The sequence below is a fragment of the Massilia violaceinigra genome, assembly GCF_002752675.1.
Lineage (GTDB): Bacteria > Pseudomonadota > Gammaproteobacteria > Burkholderiales > Burkholderiaceae_D > Telluria_A > Telluria_A violaceinigra.
On the sequence record NZ_CP024608.1, the window covers coordinates 1965421 to 1982468 of the forward strand.

General features: G+C 67.2%; 7 protein-coding genes. 4 read left to right on the forward strand and 3 right to left on the reverse strand.

Features of this window, described 5'->3' with window-relative positions; all coding sequences use genetic code 11:
* Positions 1-55: 55 nt before the first annotated feature.
* A complete protein-coding gene (gene glnE, locus CR152_RS08800) occupies positions 56-2815 on the reverse strand; it encodes a bifunctional [glutamate--ammonia ligase]-adenylyl-L-tyrosine phosphorylase/[glutamate--ammonia-ligase] adenylyltransferase (RefSeq protein ID WP_099874577.1) in 2760 nt (919 codons plus the stop codon).
* A gap of 185 nt (positions 2816-3000) precedes the next feature.
* Between glnE and CR152_RS08805 the strand changes: the two genes are divergently transcribed.
* Genes CR152_RS08805 through tldD form a run of 3 tightly spaced genes read left to right on the forward strand, consistent with a single transcriptional unit; the run spans position 3001 to position 9574 of the window.
* On the forward strand, positions 3001-7221 hold the full coding sequence (locus tag CR152_RS08805; protein ID WP_099874578.1) for a YhdP family protein: 4221 nt from the start codon (positions 3001-3003) through the stop codon (positions 7219-7221).
* A gap of 36 nt (positions 7222-7257) precedes the next feature.
* Positions 7258-8055 (forward strand): carbon-nitrogen hydrolase family protein, encoded by a 798-nt coding sequence (locus CR152_RS08810; RefSeq protein WP_099874579.1) that lies wholly within the window; start codon positions 7258-7260, stop codon positions 8053-8055.
* A gap of 58 nt (positions 8056-8113) precedes the next feature.
* Entirely contained in the window at positions 8114-9574 is a 1461-nt protein-coding gene (tldD, locus tag CR152_RS08815) for a metalloprotease TldD (RefSeq protein ID WP_099874580.1), read from the forward strand.
* Positions 9575-9710: 136 nt separating this feature from the next.
* On the opposite strand, the gene CR152_RS08820 is transcribed toward tldD, so the two are convergent.
* Complete coding sequence (locus CR152_RS08820; RefSeq protein ID WP_099874581.1) at positions 9711-12383, reverse strand: TonB-dependent receptor; 2673 nt, start codon at positions 12381-12383, stop codon at positions 9711-9713.
* Positions 12384-12435: 52 nt separating this feature from the next.
* A complete protein-coding gene (locus CR152_RS08825) occupies positions 12436-15285 on the reverse strand; it encodes a TonB-dependent receptor (protein ID WP_099874582.1) in 2850 nt (949 codons plus the stop codon).
* A gap of 507 nt (positions 15286-15792) precedes the next feature.
* Between CR152_RS08825 and aroG the strand changes: the two genes are divergently transcribed.
* The gene (aroG, locus tag CR152_RS08830) at positions 15793-16854 is read left to right on the forward strand and encodes a 3-deoxy-7-phosphoheptulonate synthase AroG (RefSeq protein ID WP_099874583.1); all 1062 of its coding nucleotides are present in this window, start codon (positions 15793-15795) and stop codon (positions 16852-16854) included.
* The last annotated feature ends 194 nt before the right edge of the window (positions 16855-17048 follow it).

The window sequence follows — 17048 nt, forward strand, 5'->3', positions numbered from 1 at the left end:
CTTGCGCCGGGTTTTTTTTCGGGCGCCGGGCAGCGCCGGCGCGCGCTGCCTGCTGTCAGCCAGGCGCCGGCGCATCGAGCCCGAACACCGCCGCCCACAGGCGCCGCACCGCCGCGCTGTGGCGTGCCACCAGCGCCGGATCGATGCGCGCGCTATCCTTGCCCTGCAGGCGCAACTGGTGCTGCAGCTTGCGCATGGCGCGGTAGGCGTCGCCCACCGCCAGCGCCAGGTCGGCATCGATCAGGCCGAGGTCGGCGAACATGCGCAGCAGCCCGATGTTGCCCAGATTAACCGTCAGCTGCGGGTACTGGGCGGCATGGCGCAGCACCAGGTATTGCGACATGAATTCGACATCGATCATGCCGCCTTCATCCTGCTTGAGCTCGAACTGTCCCGGACGGCTCGGATAAGCGTCGTGCATCTTCTTGCGCATCTTGAGCACTTCGTCGCGCAGCTCGCCGGCGCGCGCCGTGCGGTCCAGCCGCAGCACGCCTTCGCGCACGGCTTCGAAGCGCTCGCCGATGGCCGTGTCGCCGGCGCAAAAGCGCGCCCGGGTGAGCGCCTGGTGTTCCCAGATCCAGGCCGAATTTTCCTGGTAGCGCTCGAACGCCGCCACGCTCGATACCAGCATGCCGCTGGCGCCGTCCGGGCGCAGCGCGGTATCGATGTCGAACAGGATGCCGGCCGAGGTATGCGCCGTCATCCAGGTAATGAAGCGCTGGGCCAGCTTGGCGTAGTTGCCGGGCGCTTCCTGGTCGTCGTCGTCGAACAGGAAAATCACGTCCAGGTCCGACACGTAACCGAGTTCCTTGCCGCCCAGCTTGCCGTAGGCGATGACGGCGAAGCGCGGCACCTCGCGGTGGCGCGTGGCGATCGCCTGCCAGGCGGCGTCGATGGTGGCCGCGACGATGGTGTCGGCCAGCGCCGACAGATAGTCGGCCAGCTTTTCCACGGTCAGCTCACCCGCCAGGTCTTGCGCCAGCAGGCGGAACAGTTGCGCGTGGTGGGCTTCGCGCAGGATATCCATCTGGCGTTCGGTGTCGCCGGCGGCCGCGCCCAGTTGTTCCTTCAGTTCGGCGGCCAGGGCGGCGCAGTCGGGCACGGCGCTGCGCACCCGTTCGTCGAGCAGCTCGTCGAGCACGATCGGGTGCTGGGTCAGGAAGGTCGCCGCCCAGCCGCTGGCGTACATCATGCGGATCACGCGTTCCAGGGTGTGCGGGTATTCGGTCAGCAGCGACAGGTAGGCCGAGCGGCGCGCGATGGCTTCGAAAAACGCCAGCAGGCGGGTCAGGGTCGAACTGGCGCTGCCGGAACCGGCTTCCTGCGCCGTCTTGGCGATCAGGGGCAGGGCGGCGTTGACCAGCGCCAGCAGCCGGGTGCGGCTCGCTTCGGGCAGGGCTTGCACCTTGCCGGACTGCCAGGTGCTCATCAGGCGCTGGGCGGCGCCGCCGGCATCGTCGAAGCTGAGCGCGCGCAGGTGCGCTTCGATCGCTTCGCGGTTGTCGAGGTCGGCCCCGGCCCAGCTGCTGGCCGCCGGGTCGACCGTGTCGCCGCTCTGTTCGGATTTGTCGCTGAAAATGGCGTCGAACTGGGCGGCGACGAAATGGCGGTGCTGTTCCAGCTGCGCCAGCAGGGTGGCCACGTCCGGCAGGCGCATCATTTGCGCGATGACGGCGCGGTCGGCCTCGCTGGCGGGCAGGGTGTGGGTCTGGGCGTCGTCCAGGTATTGCAGGCGATGCTCCAGGTTGCGCAGGAAGCTGTAGGAGTCGAGCAGCTGGCCGACCGTGTCCGGAGTCAGCAATTCCTTGTCGGCCAGCACGCGCAGGGTGGCGCGGGTGGAACGGTCGCGCAGGGCGGCATCGCGCCCGCCGCGGATCAGCTGGAACACCTGGGCCAGGAATTCGATTTCGCGGATCCCGCCGCGCCCCAGCTTGACGTTGTTGCTGCGGTCCGGATGCAGCCGTTCCTGGCGGTCGACCTCGGCGCGGATCTGGGCGTGCATGGTGCGGATCGCATCGATCACGCCGAAATCGAGGTAGCGCCGGTACACGAAGGGATGGACGATGGCTTCCAGCGCGGCGATATCGACCTCGGTGCCGGTGACCGCGCGCGCCTTGACCCAGGCGTAGCGCTCCCATTCGCGGCCCTGGACGATCAGGTATTCCTCCACCATGTTCAGGCTGGCAACGAGGGGGCCGGAGTTGCCGTTCGGGCGCAGCGCCATGTCGACCCGGAACGTGAAGCCATCTTCGGTGATTTCGGACAGGGCGGCGATCAGCTTCTTGCCCAGGCGCGCGAAAAATTCGTGGTTCGACAAGGGGCGCTGGCCCGGACCGGCGGCGGTGTCGCCATCTTCCGGGTAGACGAAGATCAGGTCGATGTCGGACGAGACATTCAGTTCGCCGCCGCCTTGCTTGCCCATTGCCAACACAATCATTTCCTGCGGCAAGCCCGATTCGTAGCCGACAGGCATGCCGTGACTGGCCACCTGTTCGGCCATCAGGGCCGCCAGATGGGTGCGGATGGCGAAATCGGCGAAGCTGGTCATGCTGGCGACCACTTCGGCCAGGTCGGCCCGGCCGTCGAGGTCGCGTTCGATCAGGCCGGCCACCAGCAGGTTGCGCAGGCGGCGCATGGCGCGCACGGGCGGCAGCGCGGCGCCGTCGGGACCGCGCTGGCTGGCCAGCGCTTGCGCCAGGTCAAGCTGGTCGAGGGCGCTCGCGCCGAGGGCGGCGACGGCGCCGGCGCGGCTGGAATCGGCCGCCAGCCAGCGTTGGTAAAAGCGCGACAGCGTTGTCAGGGAAGCTTGGTTCATGGGTTGGCGTCGGGTCAGGGTGAGTGAAAGTCGGGTTCAGCGACGCGGTATAAGGTAGAATTGGCCCGCGTCGCGATAGGCCGCCGCAGTGCGGATCAGGACGATGGTAAGGGAGTGGGCGGCTCTGACGCAAGCGCTCTCTTGCTGCAATACATTTACACGGCGGACCCTTTATCAGTTTATTGATGCACACACCGGAAGCACCGACGCCCGCCGAGCACCTGCCCATCGCAGAGCGCTGGCGGCGGCTGCGTTCCGCCTATCGGGTGTGCAACCGCGCCACCCACCATGTGCTGGGCTTTACGATCAAGCTGGCGCTGCTGGTGTATTTCATCTTCACCATCGTGTTTCTGGTGCTGCGCTACGTGATTTTGCCGAATATTGACTATTACAAGGGCAATATCGAGCGCATCGCCAGCCGCGCGCTGGGCAGCGAGGTGACCATCACCCGCATCTACGCCTCCTGGCGCGGCCTGCGCCCGAACCTGTTCCTGGGCGACGTGATCGTACGCGATCCCGGCGGGCGCCAGGTGCTGAGCCTGCCGAGCGTGTCGGCCACCCTGTCGTGGTGGAGCGTGCCGACCCTGGAACCGCGCTTTTACTCCCTGGAAATCATTCGTCCCGACCTCGACATCCGGCGCGACGCCGCCGGCCAGCTGTTCGTGGCCGGCATGCTGATCAAGCGCCATGCCGATGGCGACGGCAGTGGCGCCGACTGGGCTTTCAAGCAGCGCCAGATCGTGATCCGCGAAGGCCGGGTGCAGTGGACCGACCAGTTGCGCGGCGCCCCGCTGCTGGCGCTGGAGAACGTCGACATGGTGCTGAAGAACCGCTGGCAGCACCACCGCTTCGGCTTGCGCGCCACGCCCCCGGCCAGTCTGGCCGGGCCGCTCGACGTGCGCGCCGACTTTGTTCATCCGCGCTTCGCCAAGCGCATGGCCGACGTGCGCCAGTGGAAGGGCGAGCTGTACGCCGACCTGCCCGATACCGACCTGTCCGCCTGGACGCCGTACCTCGATTATCCGGTCAAGGTGAGCCAGGGCCAGGGATCGGTGCGCGCCTGGCTGAGCCTGGACCGGGCCAAGCTGGCCGGCTTCACCGCCGACGTCGTGCTGGCCGGGGTGTCGGCGCGCCTCGGACGCGACTTGCCGGCGCTGGAACTGGCGCGCGTGCGCGGCCGCCTGTCGGCGCGCGAAACCTTCGCCAGCGGCAGCAACCGCGGCGCCCCGGCCTTCGGCGCGCACGGCCACGAAGTGAGCCTCACCGATTTTTCCCTGCTCACCGCCGACGGCCTGAGCCTGGCGCCGACCACCTTGTCCGAGTCCTACGTGCCGGCGCGCGGCAGGACGCCCGAGCAGGTGACGGTGAGCGCGCGCCAGCTCGACCTGGAAACGCTGGCCAAGCTGGCCGCCCAGCTGCCGCTCACGCCGGGGCAGCGCCAGATGCTGACCGAGGCCGGCCTGCGCGGGCGGGTGAGCGACTTTTCGGCGCAGTGGCAGGGCAGGTTCCCGGACATTGCCAGCTACCGCGTGCGCGGCAAGCTCGACGGCCTAAGCATGCGCGCCCAGCCGGCGCGGCTGGCCGTGGCCAAGAGCGCGAACACGCCGGCGCGCGCGGCCGTGCCGCCGATTCCCGGCATCGAAAACCTGTCCGGCATGCTCGACGCGAGCGAGCAGGGCGGCGCGATCAGCCTCGATTCGCAGCAACTGGTGCTGCAATTGCCGGCCTGGTTCGCCGACCCGGCCATGCCGTTCGACCAGTTCGCCGCGCGCGCGCGCTGGCGCTTTGCGACCGGCAATAAATTGATGGTGGACCTGGACAGCCTGAACTTTGTCCAGGGCGCGCTGAGCGGTTCGCTGTCCGGCACGCACCAGATGACCCTCGGGTCGCAGCCGGGCAAGCCGGCCGCGATCGTCGACGTCAGCGGCACGCTCAGCGGGTTTGCCCTGAACACCATCGGGCGCTACCTGCCCCTGGCCACCCCGGAACACCTGCGTGGCTGGCTGACCGGCGCGCTGGAAGACGGCGTGGCCCAGGACGCCACCTTCCGCCTGCGCGGCGATCTGGCCCATTTCCCCTTCCGTAGCAATACGCCGGGCGAGCGCAAGGGCGAGTTCCGGGTCGGCGGACGCCTGGAAAACGCGCGCCTGAACTACGCGCCCGGCCATTTCGCCCCCGACGGCGTGGCACCGGTATGGCCCCAGGCCGAGCAGATCAACGGCACGTTTCTGTTCGAGCGCGCGCGCATGGAAATCAAGGGCGACACGGGGCGCACCCGCGGCGTGGCATTGAGCGCCGTCACGGCTGTGATCGCCGACCTGGCCGATCCGGACAAGGTGCTGGAAATCGACGGCAACGCGGCCGCGCCCATGCAGGATTTCCTCGGCTATGTGGAAGCGAGCCCGGTGCTGAACTGGATCGGGCGCTTTACCGAACATACGCGCGCGACCGGCAACGCCAAGCTGGCGCTCAAGCTGCAGTTGCCGCTGAACCATCTGATCGAATCGAAGGTGCAGGGCACCTTGCAACTGATGGGCAACGACGTGGTGCTGTTCGACCCCTTGCCGCCGCTGCAGGCGGCCATCGGCAAGCTCGAATTCAACGAACGCGGCATCAACCTGAACGGCGTCGGCGCCAGCTTCCTGGGCGGGCCGCTGGCCCTGACCGGCGGGAGCGGCCGCGACAATGCCATCGTGATCAAGCTCAGCGGCGTGGCCACGGCCGACGGCATCCGCAAGACCTATCCCGCGCCCGCCCTGCGCCATGTGCTGGGGCTGGTCTCGGGCGGCACCCGCTACACCGGCTCGGTGGTGGTCAAGGATCACCAGGCGCTGGTGACGGTCGACTCGACCCTGGCGGGCCTGGGCGTTGACTTGCCGGCGCCTCTGAACAAGGCGGCGGCCGACACCCTGCCTCTGCACTTCACCCTGGGCGGCCTGCCAAGCGCCGACCCTGGCGTGGCGCGCGATGAGATCCGGCTGGCGCTGGGCGCCAACATGGGCGCGCGCTACCAGAGGATCAAGCACGGCAAGGGTCCATGGCGGGTCGAGAGCGGCGGCATCGGCGTGAACGTGCCGGCCCCGGCCCCGGACAGCGGCGTGATGGTCAATGTCGACATGAAGTCGCTCAACGTCGATCAGTGGATCGCGATCGCCGCCTCGGTGGCGCATGCCGCGCCCGAGCCCGCGGCCGGCATCCCTGCGGCCGCCGGAGCGGCGGCCGGCGTACCGGTCGATGGCGGCATGGACCTGGCGCAGTACGTGGTGGCCGATGTGCTGGCCGCGCGCGCGGGCGAACTGATCATCAGCGAGCGCAAGCTCGACAACGTGGTGGTGGGCGCCTCGCACGTGAAGGATACCTGGCAGGCGAATATCGATGCGCGCCAGGTGGCCGGCCACATCACCTGGGTCGAGGGCGCCGGCGGCCAGGGCTTGGGCAAGGTCACGGCGCGCCTGGCCTCGCTGATCATTCCCGAGTCGGCCGCGGCCGGCGTGAAGGACTTGCTCGAAGGCGGCAAGAGCGCCGCGGCCACCATCCCGGCGCTCGATATCGTGGCCGAGCACTTCGAACTGTTCAACAAGAAACTGGGCCGGCTGGAACTAGTCGCCAGCAATGCCCAGGTTGCGAGCGGGCGCGAGTGGCAGATCAACAGCCTGCTGCTGGCCAATCCGGACGGCGTGCTGCGCAGTACCGGCAAATGGGTGACGCGGGAAGGGCAGAGCAATACCAGCCTGAATTTCTCCATGGAGATCGAGGATGCGGGCAAGCTGCTCGACCGTTTCGGTTTCCCGGAAACGCTGCGCCGCGGCAAGGGCAAGATGTCGGGCGACATCGCCTGGAACGGCTTGCCGTATTCGCTCGATATCCCCAGCCTGTCGGGCAAGATCGACATGCGCGTGGCGTCCGGCCAGTTCCTCAAGCAAGACCCGGGCGCGGCCAAGCTGCTGGGCGTGCTGAGCCTGCAAATGCTGCCGCGCCTGCTCAAACTCGATTTCCACGATGTGTTTTCGGAAGGCCTGGCGTTCGACGGCATCAGCGCCAACGCCAGCATCACGCGCGGCGTGGTGCGCACCGACAACCTCAAGATGCATGGCGTGGCCGCCACCGTGCTCATGGCAGGCACGGCCGACATTGCAAACGAGTCGACCAACCTCCATGTGGTGGTGATCCCCGAATTTAACCTGGGCACCGGCCCGCTGGTGTACGCACTGGCGGTCAATCCGGTGGTCGGGCTGGGCAGCTTCCTCGCGCAACTGTTCCTGCGCGCCCCCGTGATGCGTGCGCTGACCTATGAAATGCAGATCACCGGCCCATGGAAGGCGCCGGTCATCACCAAGCTGGGTTCGCCCAAGGGGCCGCCACCGCTGGCCGTGCCGGCAAGCAACGTCAAGCCGGGGACCAACTGAAGCGAACGACCGCAACGACTGACTGGAGAGAATGATATGAGCACCGTGGCCGCAGTACAAATGATCAGCACCCCTGATGTCGCCGAGAACATCGCCACCGCCCGCCGGCTGGTGCGCGATGCGGCTGCGCGCGGCGCCACCCTGGTGACCTTGCCGGAATACTGGCCCATCATGGGCATGAGCGACACCGACAAGGTGGCCCATGCCGAGGCGCCCGGGCAGGGCCCGATCCAGGAGTGCATGGCGCAGGCCGCGCGCGAGCACGGCATCTGGCTGATCGGCGGCACCTTGCCGCTGGTGTCCCCCGACGCCGGGCGCGTAATGAACACCACCCTGGTGTACGACCCGCAGGGCCGCCCTGTGCACCGCTACGACAAGATCCACCTGTTCGGCTTTACCCGCGGCGCCGAAAGCTACGACGAGGCGCGCACCATCGTGCCGGGCGAGGCCGTGGTGACGTTCGAGGCGCCGTTCGGGCGGGTTGGCTTGTCGGTCTGCTACGACCTGCGTTTTCCCGAGCTGTACCGGGCCATGGGCGAGTGCGCGCTGATGGTCGTCACCGCCGCCTTTACCCACACCACGGGTCTTGCGCACTGGGAAGTGCTGCTGCGCGCGCGCGCCATCGAAAACCAGTGCTATGTGCTCGCTTCGGCCCAGGGCGGCACCCACCAGAACGGACGCCGCACCTTCGGCCACAGCATGCTGATCGACCCCTGGGGCGAGGTCAAGGCCGTGCTGGAAGAGGGCGAGGGCATCGTCAGCGGCGCGCTCGACCCTGCCTTCCTGGCGGAGGTGCGCGAAAGCTTGCCTGCGCTCAAGCACCGCAAACTGTGAGCTACCGCAATAAGCCGACTATGGCACAATGGCTGATCCACATTGAAAGACCCGCAAAATGACCCCGTTCGAACCGAATCTCTCCTCCCTGGCTGTCGCGCGCGATGTGCTGCTGACGCCATTTGGCCTCGATGAAGGCAAGCTCCTCTCCACCCTGGGTACGATGTTCACCCACAAGGTCGATTACGCCGATCTGTATTTCCAGTTCACCAAGAGTGAAGGCTGGAGCCTGGAAGAGGGCATCGTCAAGACCGGCAGTTTCTCGATCGACCAGGGCGTCGGCGTGCGCGCCGTGTCGGGCGACAAGACCGCTTTCTCTTACTCCGATGAAATCTCGGAACGTGCCCTGCTCGACGCGGCCGCGGCCACGCGCACCATTGCGCGCGCCGGCGCCGGCAAGATCAAGGTGGCGTCCTCGATGACGCCGGTGGGCGGACGCTCGCTGTACCTGCCCAACGATCCGCTGGCCTCGCTCGACGCGACGGCCAAGGTCAAGCTGCTTGAGCGCGTGGAAAAAATGGCGCGCGCGAAAGATCCGCGCGTGGTGCAGGTGATGGCGGGCCTGGCCGGCGAATACGATGTGGTGCTGGTGGTGCGCAGCGATGGCGTGCTGGCGGCCGATATCCGGCCGCTGGTGCGGGTCTCGGTGACGGTCATTGTCGAGCAGAACGGGCGCCGTGAAATGGGCTCGTCCGGCGGTGGCGGGCGCTACAACTACGGCTATTTCGACGACGTGGTGCTGGAGCGCTACGCGGAGGAGGCGGTCAAGGCGGCCGTGGTCAATCTCGATGCGCGTCCGGCCCCGGCCGGGCCGATGACCATCGTGCTCGGACCGGGCTGGCCCGGCGTGCTGCTGCACGAAGCGATCGGACACGGGCTCGAAGGCGACTTCAACCGCAAGGGTTCGTCGGCGTTTTCGGGCCGTATCGGCGAGCGCGTTGCCGCCAAGGGCGTGACCGTGGTTGACGACGGCACCCTGGCCGACCGCCGCGGTTCGCTCAACATGGATGACGAAGGCAATCCAACCCAGTGCACGACGCTGATCGAAGATGGCATCCTGAAGGGCTACATCCAGGACACGATGAATGCGCGCCTGATGAAGATGCCGGTGACGGGCAATGCGCGGCGCGAATCGTTCGCGCACCTGCCGATGCCGCGCATGACCAACACCTATATGCTGGGCGGCGACAAGGACCCGGAAGAAATCCTGGCTTCGGTCAAGAACGGCTTGTACGCGGTCAATTTCGGCGGCGGCCAGGTCGATATCACCAACGGCAAGTTCGTGTTCTCGGCCAGCGAAGCGTACATGATCGAAAACGGCAAGGTCACCTATCCGGTCAAGGGTGCCACCCTGATCGGTAACGGTCCGGACGTGCTCAACCGCGTATCGATGATCGGCAACGACATGCGCCTCGATTCCGGTGTAGGCGTGTGCGGCAAGGAAGGCCAGAGCGTGCCGGTCGGCGTGGGCCAGCCGACCTTGCGCATCGAAGAGGTGACGGTGGGCGGCACGGCGTAAGTTTTCCAGGGCCGGCGACTTTTCAGCAGCGTCAGGCAGCGTCATTGCCGGCGCTGTTACGCAAAGGGTGCACTTGCGGTGCGCCCTTTGTGCTTTCTGGCCGGCGTTTCCGCTGGCGGCACCCGGAACTTCGTACTCAGAACTTGTACGTGGCCCTCACGTAAAACGTCCGTCCGAGCGGGTCCGTGTAGCGCGGATCGTAGCCCTGCTGGAAGGTCGTACTCTGGACCGTGAAGGGCGGGTCGTCGTCGAGCAGGTTCTTGACGCCGGCGGTCACGCTGACCTTCTGGTTGGCCGTGTAGGTGCCCGCCAGGCTCCAGGTCGAGTAATGTCCCACTCGGCCGGGCACGACCCCGTGTTCATCGGGCTGGTCGTCGTAGCCGGACAGATAGCGGTTGGACAGGGTCATGTTCACGGGACCGCGGGTCCATCCCAGACTGGCGTTGTGACGCCAGCGGAATACCGGACTGGCATCGGCATAGCGCCCCACGTTGACGGTGAACGGTCCGTTGCGCTCGTTCTGATAGTCGTAGCGGTCCACCCAGGTGCCATCGACCCCCAGGGTAAAGTCGCCCCACTGGCCGCGCTGGAGACGCCACAGCAGTCCCAGGTCGACGCCGCGGGTCTTGACCTCGCCCAGGTTCTGGGTGATCGTCAGCACGTAGTCGAGCCGGGTGCGGGCGGCATTGTAGAAATACAGGTTCTGGTATTTCTGGTAGTTGCCGAAGATTGATTCCTCCGCCAGCGCGCTGATCTGGTCCTTGAGGCGGATATCCCAGTAGTCGAGCGACAAGGTCAGGTCGCGCGTCGGTTCGAGCACGATCCCGGCGCTGTAGGTGCGCGAGCGTTCCGGCTTGACGTCGGGGTTGCCGCCCTGGCGCTGGTTTTGTTGCTGGTCGCAGGCGAGATTGGGATTGGCGCCGGGAGCCGCCGTACCGCCCGGACACAGCACCGGATCGTCCCAGGGGCTGCTGGTGTTGGTGGTGGTCTGCGGCCCGTGCAGATCGTACAGGGTGGGCGCGCGGAAGCCCTTGTTGAACGAGCCGCGCAGCAGCACCTGCTTGCTCGGCTGCCAGCGCAGCGCCACCTTGGGGTTGAAGCTGTGGCCGAAGTCGGTGTAATCGTCGTAGCGCGCGGCCAGGTTGACTTCGAGGTCCTTGATGACCGGGATGTTGAACTCGGTGAACACGGCGCCGATGTTGCGGCTGCCGCTCTGGTCCTGGGCGTCGGCGTAGCCGGAACTGGACGCCTGGCTGGCCAGCGCGCGGTTGACGCGGTAGTCGGCTTCGTCGCGCCGGAATTCGCCGCCCAGCGCGAAGCCGAGCGGGCCGGCGGGCAGGTTCATCAGCTCGCGGCTGGCCTTGAAGTCGATGGCGCCGCTCTTGATCTTGGCGCGCAAGTATTCGCCCAGGAGCAGCGACTGGCGCAGGTAGTCGTTGCCGGCCGGGGTCTGCTCGCCGAACGGGTTGAGCAAGCCGTTACCCACGCCCTCGATCATGCGCGCATCGATCACGTAGCCGTTGGTAAACGCGCTGCGCGCCCGCCCCACCGCGTACGACAGGCCGGCGCTGTAATCCCAGCCGCCGACCGTGCCTTCCATGCTGGCCAGCAGCCGGTCCGACAGGCTCACGTCGAGGCCTTCGCGCTTGCCGGTCACCAGGGGCCGCCAGCTGACGTCGAGCGGCTCGCCGGTCAGGCCGGCCACGGCCGGGGTGATGCCGGCGCCCGGATAGAAGGGGCTGGTATTGCTCATGGTCAGGCCGATGCCGGCCAGCGGCGGCGGCGCCACGCGCGCTTCGTTGGTGCTGCGGCTGCGCAGGTATTCCAGGGTGGCGGTATGGTCGGCCCCGAGCTTTTTGCTGAAGCGGCCGAGGAAGGTTTCCTGCTTGGTCAGCGGAATCAGGTCGACGAACTGGGTGTAGTCGAAGCGGCAAGTCGGCGCGCCGCTGCGGTTGGGGATCGAGTAGGGCGGGCGGCAACCGCTGGCAAAGCTGGGATTGCCCGAGATGTCGTTCTCCGAATAGAAATTGGCGGGGAAGGTGGTGCCGCTGGTCTGGTCCATGCCGCGCTCGGGGCGCACGCCGGTGCGCGCGAAGTCGCGGTCGGTGGCCGTCAGCGCGGACTGGCGGTGAAAGTCGACAATGCCGAGCACGTTGTAACCGTCGGTGGCCAGGTCGCCCCAGCCGCCGATGACGTTGACGCGCTGCTCGTCGCCGCCGCCCGAGCCGGCCGGCTCGTACGCTTCCACGCTCACTTCCAGGCCGCGGTAGGAGCGCTTGGTGACGAAGTTGATCACGCCGCCGATGGCGTCGCTGCCGTAGATGGCCGAGGCGCCATCGCGCAGCACCTCGACCCGGTCGAGCGCGGCGACGGGAATGATGTTCAGGTCGACCGTGTCGGCAAAGAAGGGGTGGTTGGCCAGGCGCCGGCCGTTGAGCAGTACCAGGGTCTTGTCCCCGCCCAGGCCGCGCAGATTGGCTGTGGCGCGCCCGCCGGTGCCGGAGCCGACCGACTGGCTGGCGCCGGTCGAGGTCTGGTTCATCGGGATCGTGGCCAGCACTTCCTGCGCGGTGGAAAGGCCCTGCTTGGCGAAGTCTTCGGCGCGCAGCGAGGTGATCGGCAACGCGGTTTGCGCCTCGAGGCGCCGCCTGATCGAGGTGCCGACGATTTCGACTTTTTGCATCGTCTGGGAAGTGTCGGCGGGCGTCTGGGCCTGGGCCTGTGCGGGCAGGGCCAGCACGCCGGCGCCGAGCAGGGCGCCGCCGGCGCACAGGCCGCGGATGGCGGCGGATAAGGCTTTTTCAATCATGGATTGCTCCGGTGGTTAAACGGTTGGTGAAAGAGTGCTGCTGAAAGGTGCGCTAAAAGGTGTAACGCACGCCTGCCGTGAAAAAACGTCCCACGGCGCCGGCATAGTCGAGCGGGTTATAGGCAGTGGCGCCGTAGGTCAGCGGGTCGAGCGGGGCGGTCTGGTCGAAGATGTTTTGCGCCGTTCCGAACACGTCGATGCGCGGCGTCGGCTTCCAGCGCACGGTCAGATCGACCGTGGTGAAGGATGGCAGTTCGCAGTTGGCCGGGGCCGGGTCGCCGTTGGCGAAGTGGCTGGCGCAACCAGCGGGGTCGTTCTTGAACAGGGTGTTCTTGAGGTCGCCGCGGTAGTTCACGTTGGCCGACACGCGCCAGGCCGCGCGCTCCCATGACAGCCTGAAATTGACCCGGTCGTCGGGCGTGCCGATGCAGTTGGTGACGTCGCAGTTGCCGTGCGTGCCGGCGTAGTCGCGCGTGCTGCCGTCCTGCTCGGTACGCTGCCACTTGAACAGGTGAGTCCACTTGACATCCATGCTCGCTTCGCCGGTGCCCGGCCCGAAGTCGAAGCGCTGGCGCAGGTCGAGGTCGGCGCCACGCACCTGGGTCCGCGCCGAATTGACGTAGCTGGCCAGCACCGCCGTGATCGGGCCGGGGTCGCCCGGAAGGGCGGCGCTGCTCGGATCGCGCGCGATGCGGCCCGCCGCGATGGCGGCATCGCTCTGCTCCTGGTTGATGTCGTTCTTGCGCTTGATTTCCCACAGGTCGAGCGCGATATTGGTGCGCCGGTAAGGGTCCCACACCATGCCGACATTGATGCTGCGCGATCTTTCGGGCGACAGCGCCGGGTTGGGCGAGGTGATGATCGCCACCGACGCCGGGCTGCAGGCGGTCTCGATGCCCAGGGCGCAGCGCAGCGGGTCGGCCGCGGTGGAGTAGGCGGCCAGGCCGCCGACCCCGTTTTCGGCCGTGCTCGGTGCGCGAAAGCCGCGCGCATACGTGCCGCGCAAGGCAAACTGGCGCAGCGGCGTCCATTTGACGCCGAACTTCGGTGTGTAGGAGTCGCCGGCGTCGGTGTAGTGGTCGGCCCTCAGCGCACCGGACAGTTCCAGGGTGCGGTGCACCGGCGCGAGCACCTCGCCGTACAGCGCTGCCACGTTGCGCCCGCCCTTGTGGGCCGAATAGCCCTGGCCAATGATATTGCCGCGCCCGGTGCCGGGGACGGCTTCCAGATCGGCCGTTTCGCGCCGGAATTCACCGCCGAACGCGATGCCGAGATTCCCGCCGGGGAGCCCGGTCAGCTGGCGCGACGCGCGCAGGTCGATCTGGGCGATGCGGCTCTTGGCATCGTTGTTAAGCGTCGGCGCCAGCGCCGCGTACAGGGCCGGCGCATTGAGCCCGGCGTTTTCAGCGATGCGCCAGACGGTACCGGGGGGCAGCGCGGCATAGGCCGGATTGGCGCGGGCCGCCGCCACATTCTCCGGGCTCGGATTGAGCAGCGCGAACAGGACGTCGCGCTGCGGATAACGGCTGCGTTCGCTACTGACCTGGTTTTGCGAGAACAGCAGGGCGGTGTCCAGCTCCCACGGGCCCATGCTGCCCTTGGCGCCGAGCAGGAAGCGCACGAAGTCCGAGTCGATCGCGCTCGTGCGTGGGCCGAGGTCGGCCGCCATGTAGCGCAGCCGCGCCGGCCTGCCGAAATACGGATTGTCGGGATGGGCCGCGCCCAGCGCCACGGCGGCGCTGTTGACCGGCCCGGCGGGCGAGCCGACCGCGCCGCTGACCGCCGACGGCGTGGAAGACGATGCCGATTCGCTGCGGTACAGGTTCAGTTCGGCGTAGGTCTGCAGCGCCGGCGTGGCCTGGAACGTGGCGCGGCCGAAAAAGTTGATCCGTTCCTGGCGGGGCTGGATCTGGCCGTACAGTTGCGCCGCGTCGACCAGGCAGCCGCCGCCCGGATCGCCCTGCGGATGGCGCGTGAAATTGGCGCAGGCCGCGCCCGGAAAGGTGCGCGTGAAGCCGGCCCCGCCCAGGTTGCCGCGGTTGACGTAGTCGAGCGTATCGGGGTTGCGTACATTGCCATTGATGGCGCTGCCGGCGGCATTGTTGATGGTGATGGCGCCGGTGCCGCCGAGCGACTCCTGGGCGCTGAAACCCCAGGGGCGCAGGTCGCCGCGCCCGATGTGGCCGCGCCCGGCGCGGTCGCGGTTCCAGATGGCGCCGCGCCGCCCGTACTCGAGGCTGGCCAGGACGTTGTAGCGGTCGGCGTCCAGGTCGCCGCTGCCCCAGGTCACGGCGGCGACGCCATCGTTGCCGTCGCGTTCGCGCGACTGGCCGAAGCTGGCGCGCAGCGCCGTGCCGTGAAAGTCGCGCCGCAGGATCACGTTGACCACGCCGGCGATCGCGTCCGAACCGTAGATGGCCGAGGCGCCATCCTTGAGCACTTCGATCCGCTCGACCGCGTCGGCCGGGATGATGTTCAGGTCGGAAAACATTTTCTGGCCATCGTCGGCCAGGCCGTAGGGCGCCACCCTGCGCCCGTTGAGCAGGACCAGGGTGGAGGCGGCGCCCAGGCCGCGCAGCGAGAGGCCGGAGGCGCCGCTGGCGAAGCCGCTGCCGAAACTGGACGGCACCGACCCTTGGTTATCGACGGCCAGGGTTTGCAGCAGTTCGGCCACCGTGGTTTTGCCGGAACGCTCGATATCGTTGCGGTTCAGGGTGATGACGGCGGCCGCGGTCTCGGTCGTGGCGCGCGGGATGTGGGTGCCGGTGATTTCCACCCGCGGCATGGGGCCGGGCGGCGCCGGGGTTTGGGCCTGGACGGCCAGCGAGAGCAGGGCCAGGCTGGCGCCGCCGCCGCCGGCGGACAGGCGTCTTAGCGAACAGGAAATGACGGATTCTTTCATTGCGGACTCCGGAAAACGATTGTCTGCCGATTGACTGCCCCGCCCGCTTCGCCCGGGGATGACCATGATTTAGGTCAATCTATCTATTTGGAAAAGTTGATCGGGGTTTGATCTGGCGCAAGGTTCGGCTGGGGACTGGATGGACCGAGTTTTGCACCGGGCGCGCCGGCACAACTGATCTGGATCAAACGTGACAGGCATCGGCGCCCCCGTTGTGGGGAAGGCGCAACCGCTTGTGGCGTATCGCCTTGACGGAAGCCGATAAAACAGCTTGCCAAATTGCAGGAATCGTTGTTATAGTCGTTGCACCACTTTTGGATTCTTGCCATGCACAACGTCTTTTTCTTTACCTGCTACTTTTACTTTAGCAATTCCAACCCTAAGGCGGTGGAGTAGCGGCAGGTTCACGTAGCAACAACGAGATCTTGCAATATCCAGAAAAACCGCCAGCCATGGCGGTTTTTTTTTAGCCCATCCATTTTGAATGACCCAGCCACGGAGAACAGCATGCCCCGCACCGACGATCTACGCATCCGCGAAATGAAGGAATTGACGCCGCCCTCCCACCTGATCCGCGAGTTTGCCTGCGGCGAGCGGGCCGAGCAGACCACCAGCGCGTCGCGCGTGGCGCTGCACCGCATCCTGCACGGCCAGGACGACCGCCTGATGGTGGTGATCGGCCCGTGCTCGATCCACGATACCAAGGCGGCCATGGAATATGCGCGCCGCCTGATCGGCGAACGCGACCGTTTCAAGGACGAGCTGGAAATCGTCATGCGCGTGTACTTCGAGAAGCCGCGCACCACGGTCGGCTGGAAGGGCTTGATCAACGATCCGTACATGGACAACAGCTTCCGCATCAACGACGGGCTGCGCATGGCGCGCGAGCTGCTGCGCGACATCAATGAACTGGGCTTGCCGGCCGGTACCGAGTACCTGGACGTGATCAGCCCGCAGTACATCGCCGACCTGATCAGCTGGGGCGCGATCGGCGCGCGCACCACCGAGTCGCAGGTGCACCGCGAACTGGCGTCCGGGCTGTCCTGTCCGGTGGGCTTCAAGAACGGGACCGACGGCAACATCAAGATCGCGGTCGAAGCGATCAAGGCGGCCTCGCACCCGCACCATTTCCTGTCGGTGACCAAGGGCGGGCATTCGGCGATCGTCTCGACCAACGGCAATGAGGATTGCCACGTCATCCTGCGCGGCGGCAAGACACCCAACTATGACGCGGCCAGCGTGGAACTGGCCTGCCAGCAAATCGCGGCACTCGGCCTGGCGGCGCGCCTAATGATCGACGCCTCGCATGCCAACAGTTCCAAGAAGCCGGAAAACCAGGTGCCGGTGTGCGCCGACATCGCGGCCCAGGTGGCCGGCGGCGACGAGCGCATCGTCGGCGTGATGGTGGAGTCGCATCTGGTGGGCGGGCGCCAGGATCTGGTGCCGGGCAAGGAACTGGTCTACGGCCAGTCGATCACCGATGGCTGCATCGACTGGGACAGCAGCGTGGCCGTGCTCGAAGGCTTGGCCGCGGCCGTGCGCCAGCGCCGCTTGCGTCAGGACCTCTGAGCGTTAACTGAGTGTTGCGCTGACTGTTACGCGGGGCTGCGCCAGCACCCCGCTGTTTTCCCGAAGCGCCGGCGGCGGTGCCGGCGCGCGCGGGCAGGCGTATCGAACGGCGCCAGCGTCCGCAAGGCGCGCTTCAAACGTGCCGAATTTGCCTCCGCGACGAGCGAGCACGGCTTCGCATTGCAAACCACGGC

Coding starts and splice junctions, on each gene's coding strand:
- CR152_RS08820 (WP_099874581.1), bottom strand. CDS start 12,383: ATGATTGAAAAAGCCTTATCCGCCGCCATCCGCGGCCTGTGCGCCGGC.
- glnE (WP_099874577.1), bottom strand. CDS start 2,815: ATGAACCAAGCTTCCCTGACAACGCTGTCGCGCTTTTACCAACGCTGG.
- CR152_RS08825 (WP_099874582.1), bottom strand. CDS start 15,285: ATGAAAGAATCCGTCATTTCCTGTTCGCTAAGACGCCTGTCCGCCGGC.
- aroG (WP_099874583.1), top strand. CDS start 15,793: ATGCCCCGCACCGACGATCTACGCATCCGCGAAATGAAGGAATTGACG.
- CR152_RS08805 (WP_099874578.1), top strand. CDS start 3,001: ATGCACACACCGGAAGCACCGACGCCCGCCGAGCACCTGCCCATCGCA.
- CR152_RS08810 (WP_099874579.1), top strand. CDS start 7,258: ATGAGCACCGTGGCCGCAGTACAAATGATCAGCACCCCTGATGTCGCC.
- tldD (WP_099874580.1), top strand. CDS start 8,114: ATGACCCCGTTCGAACCGAATCTCTCCTCCCTGGCTGTCGCGCGCGAT.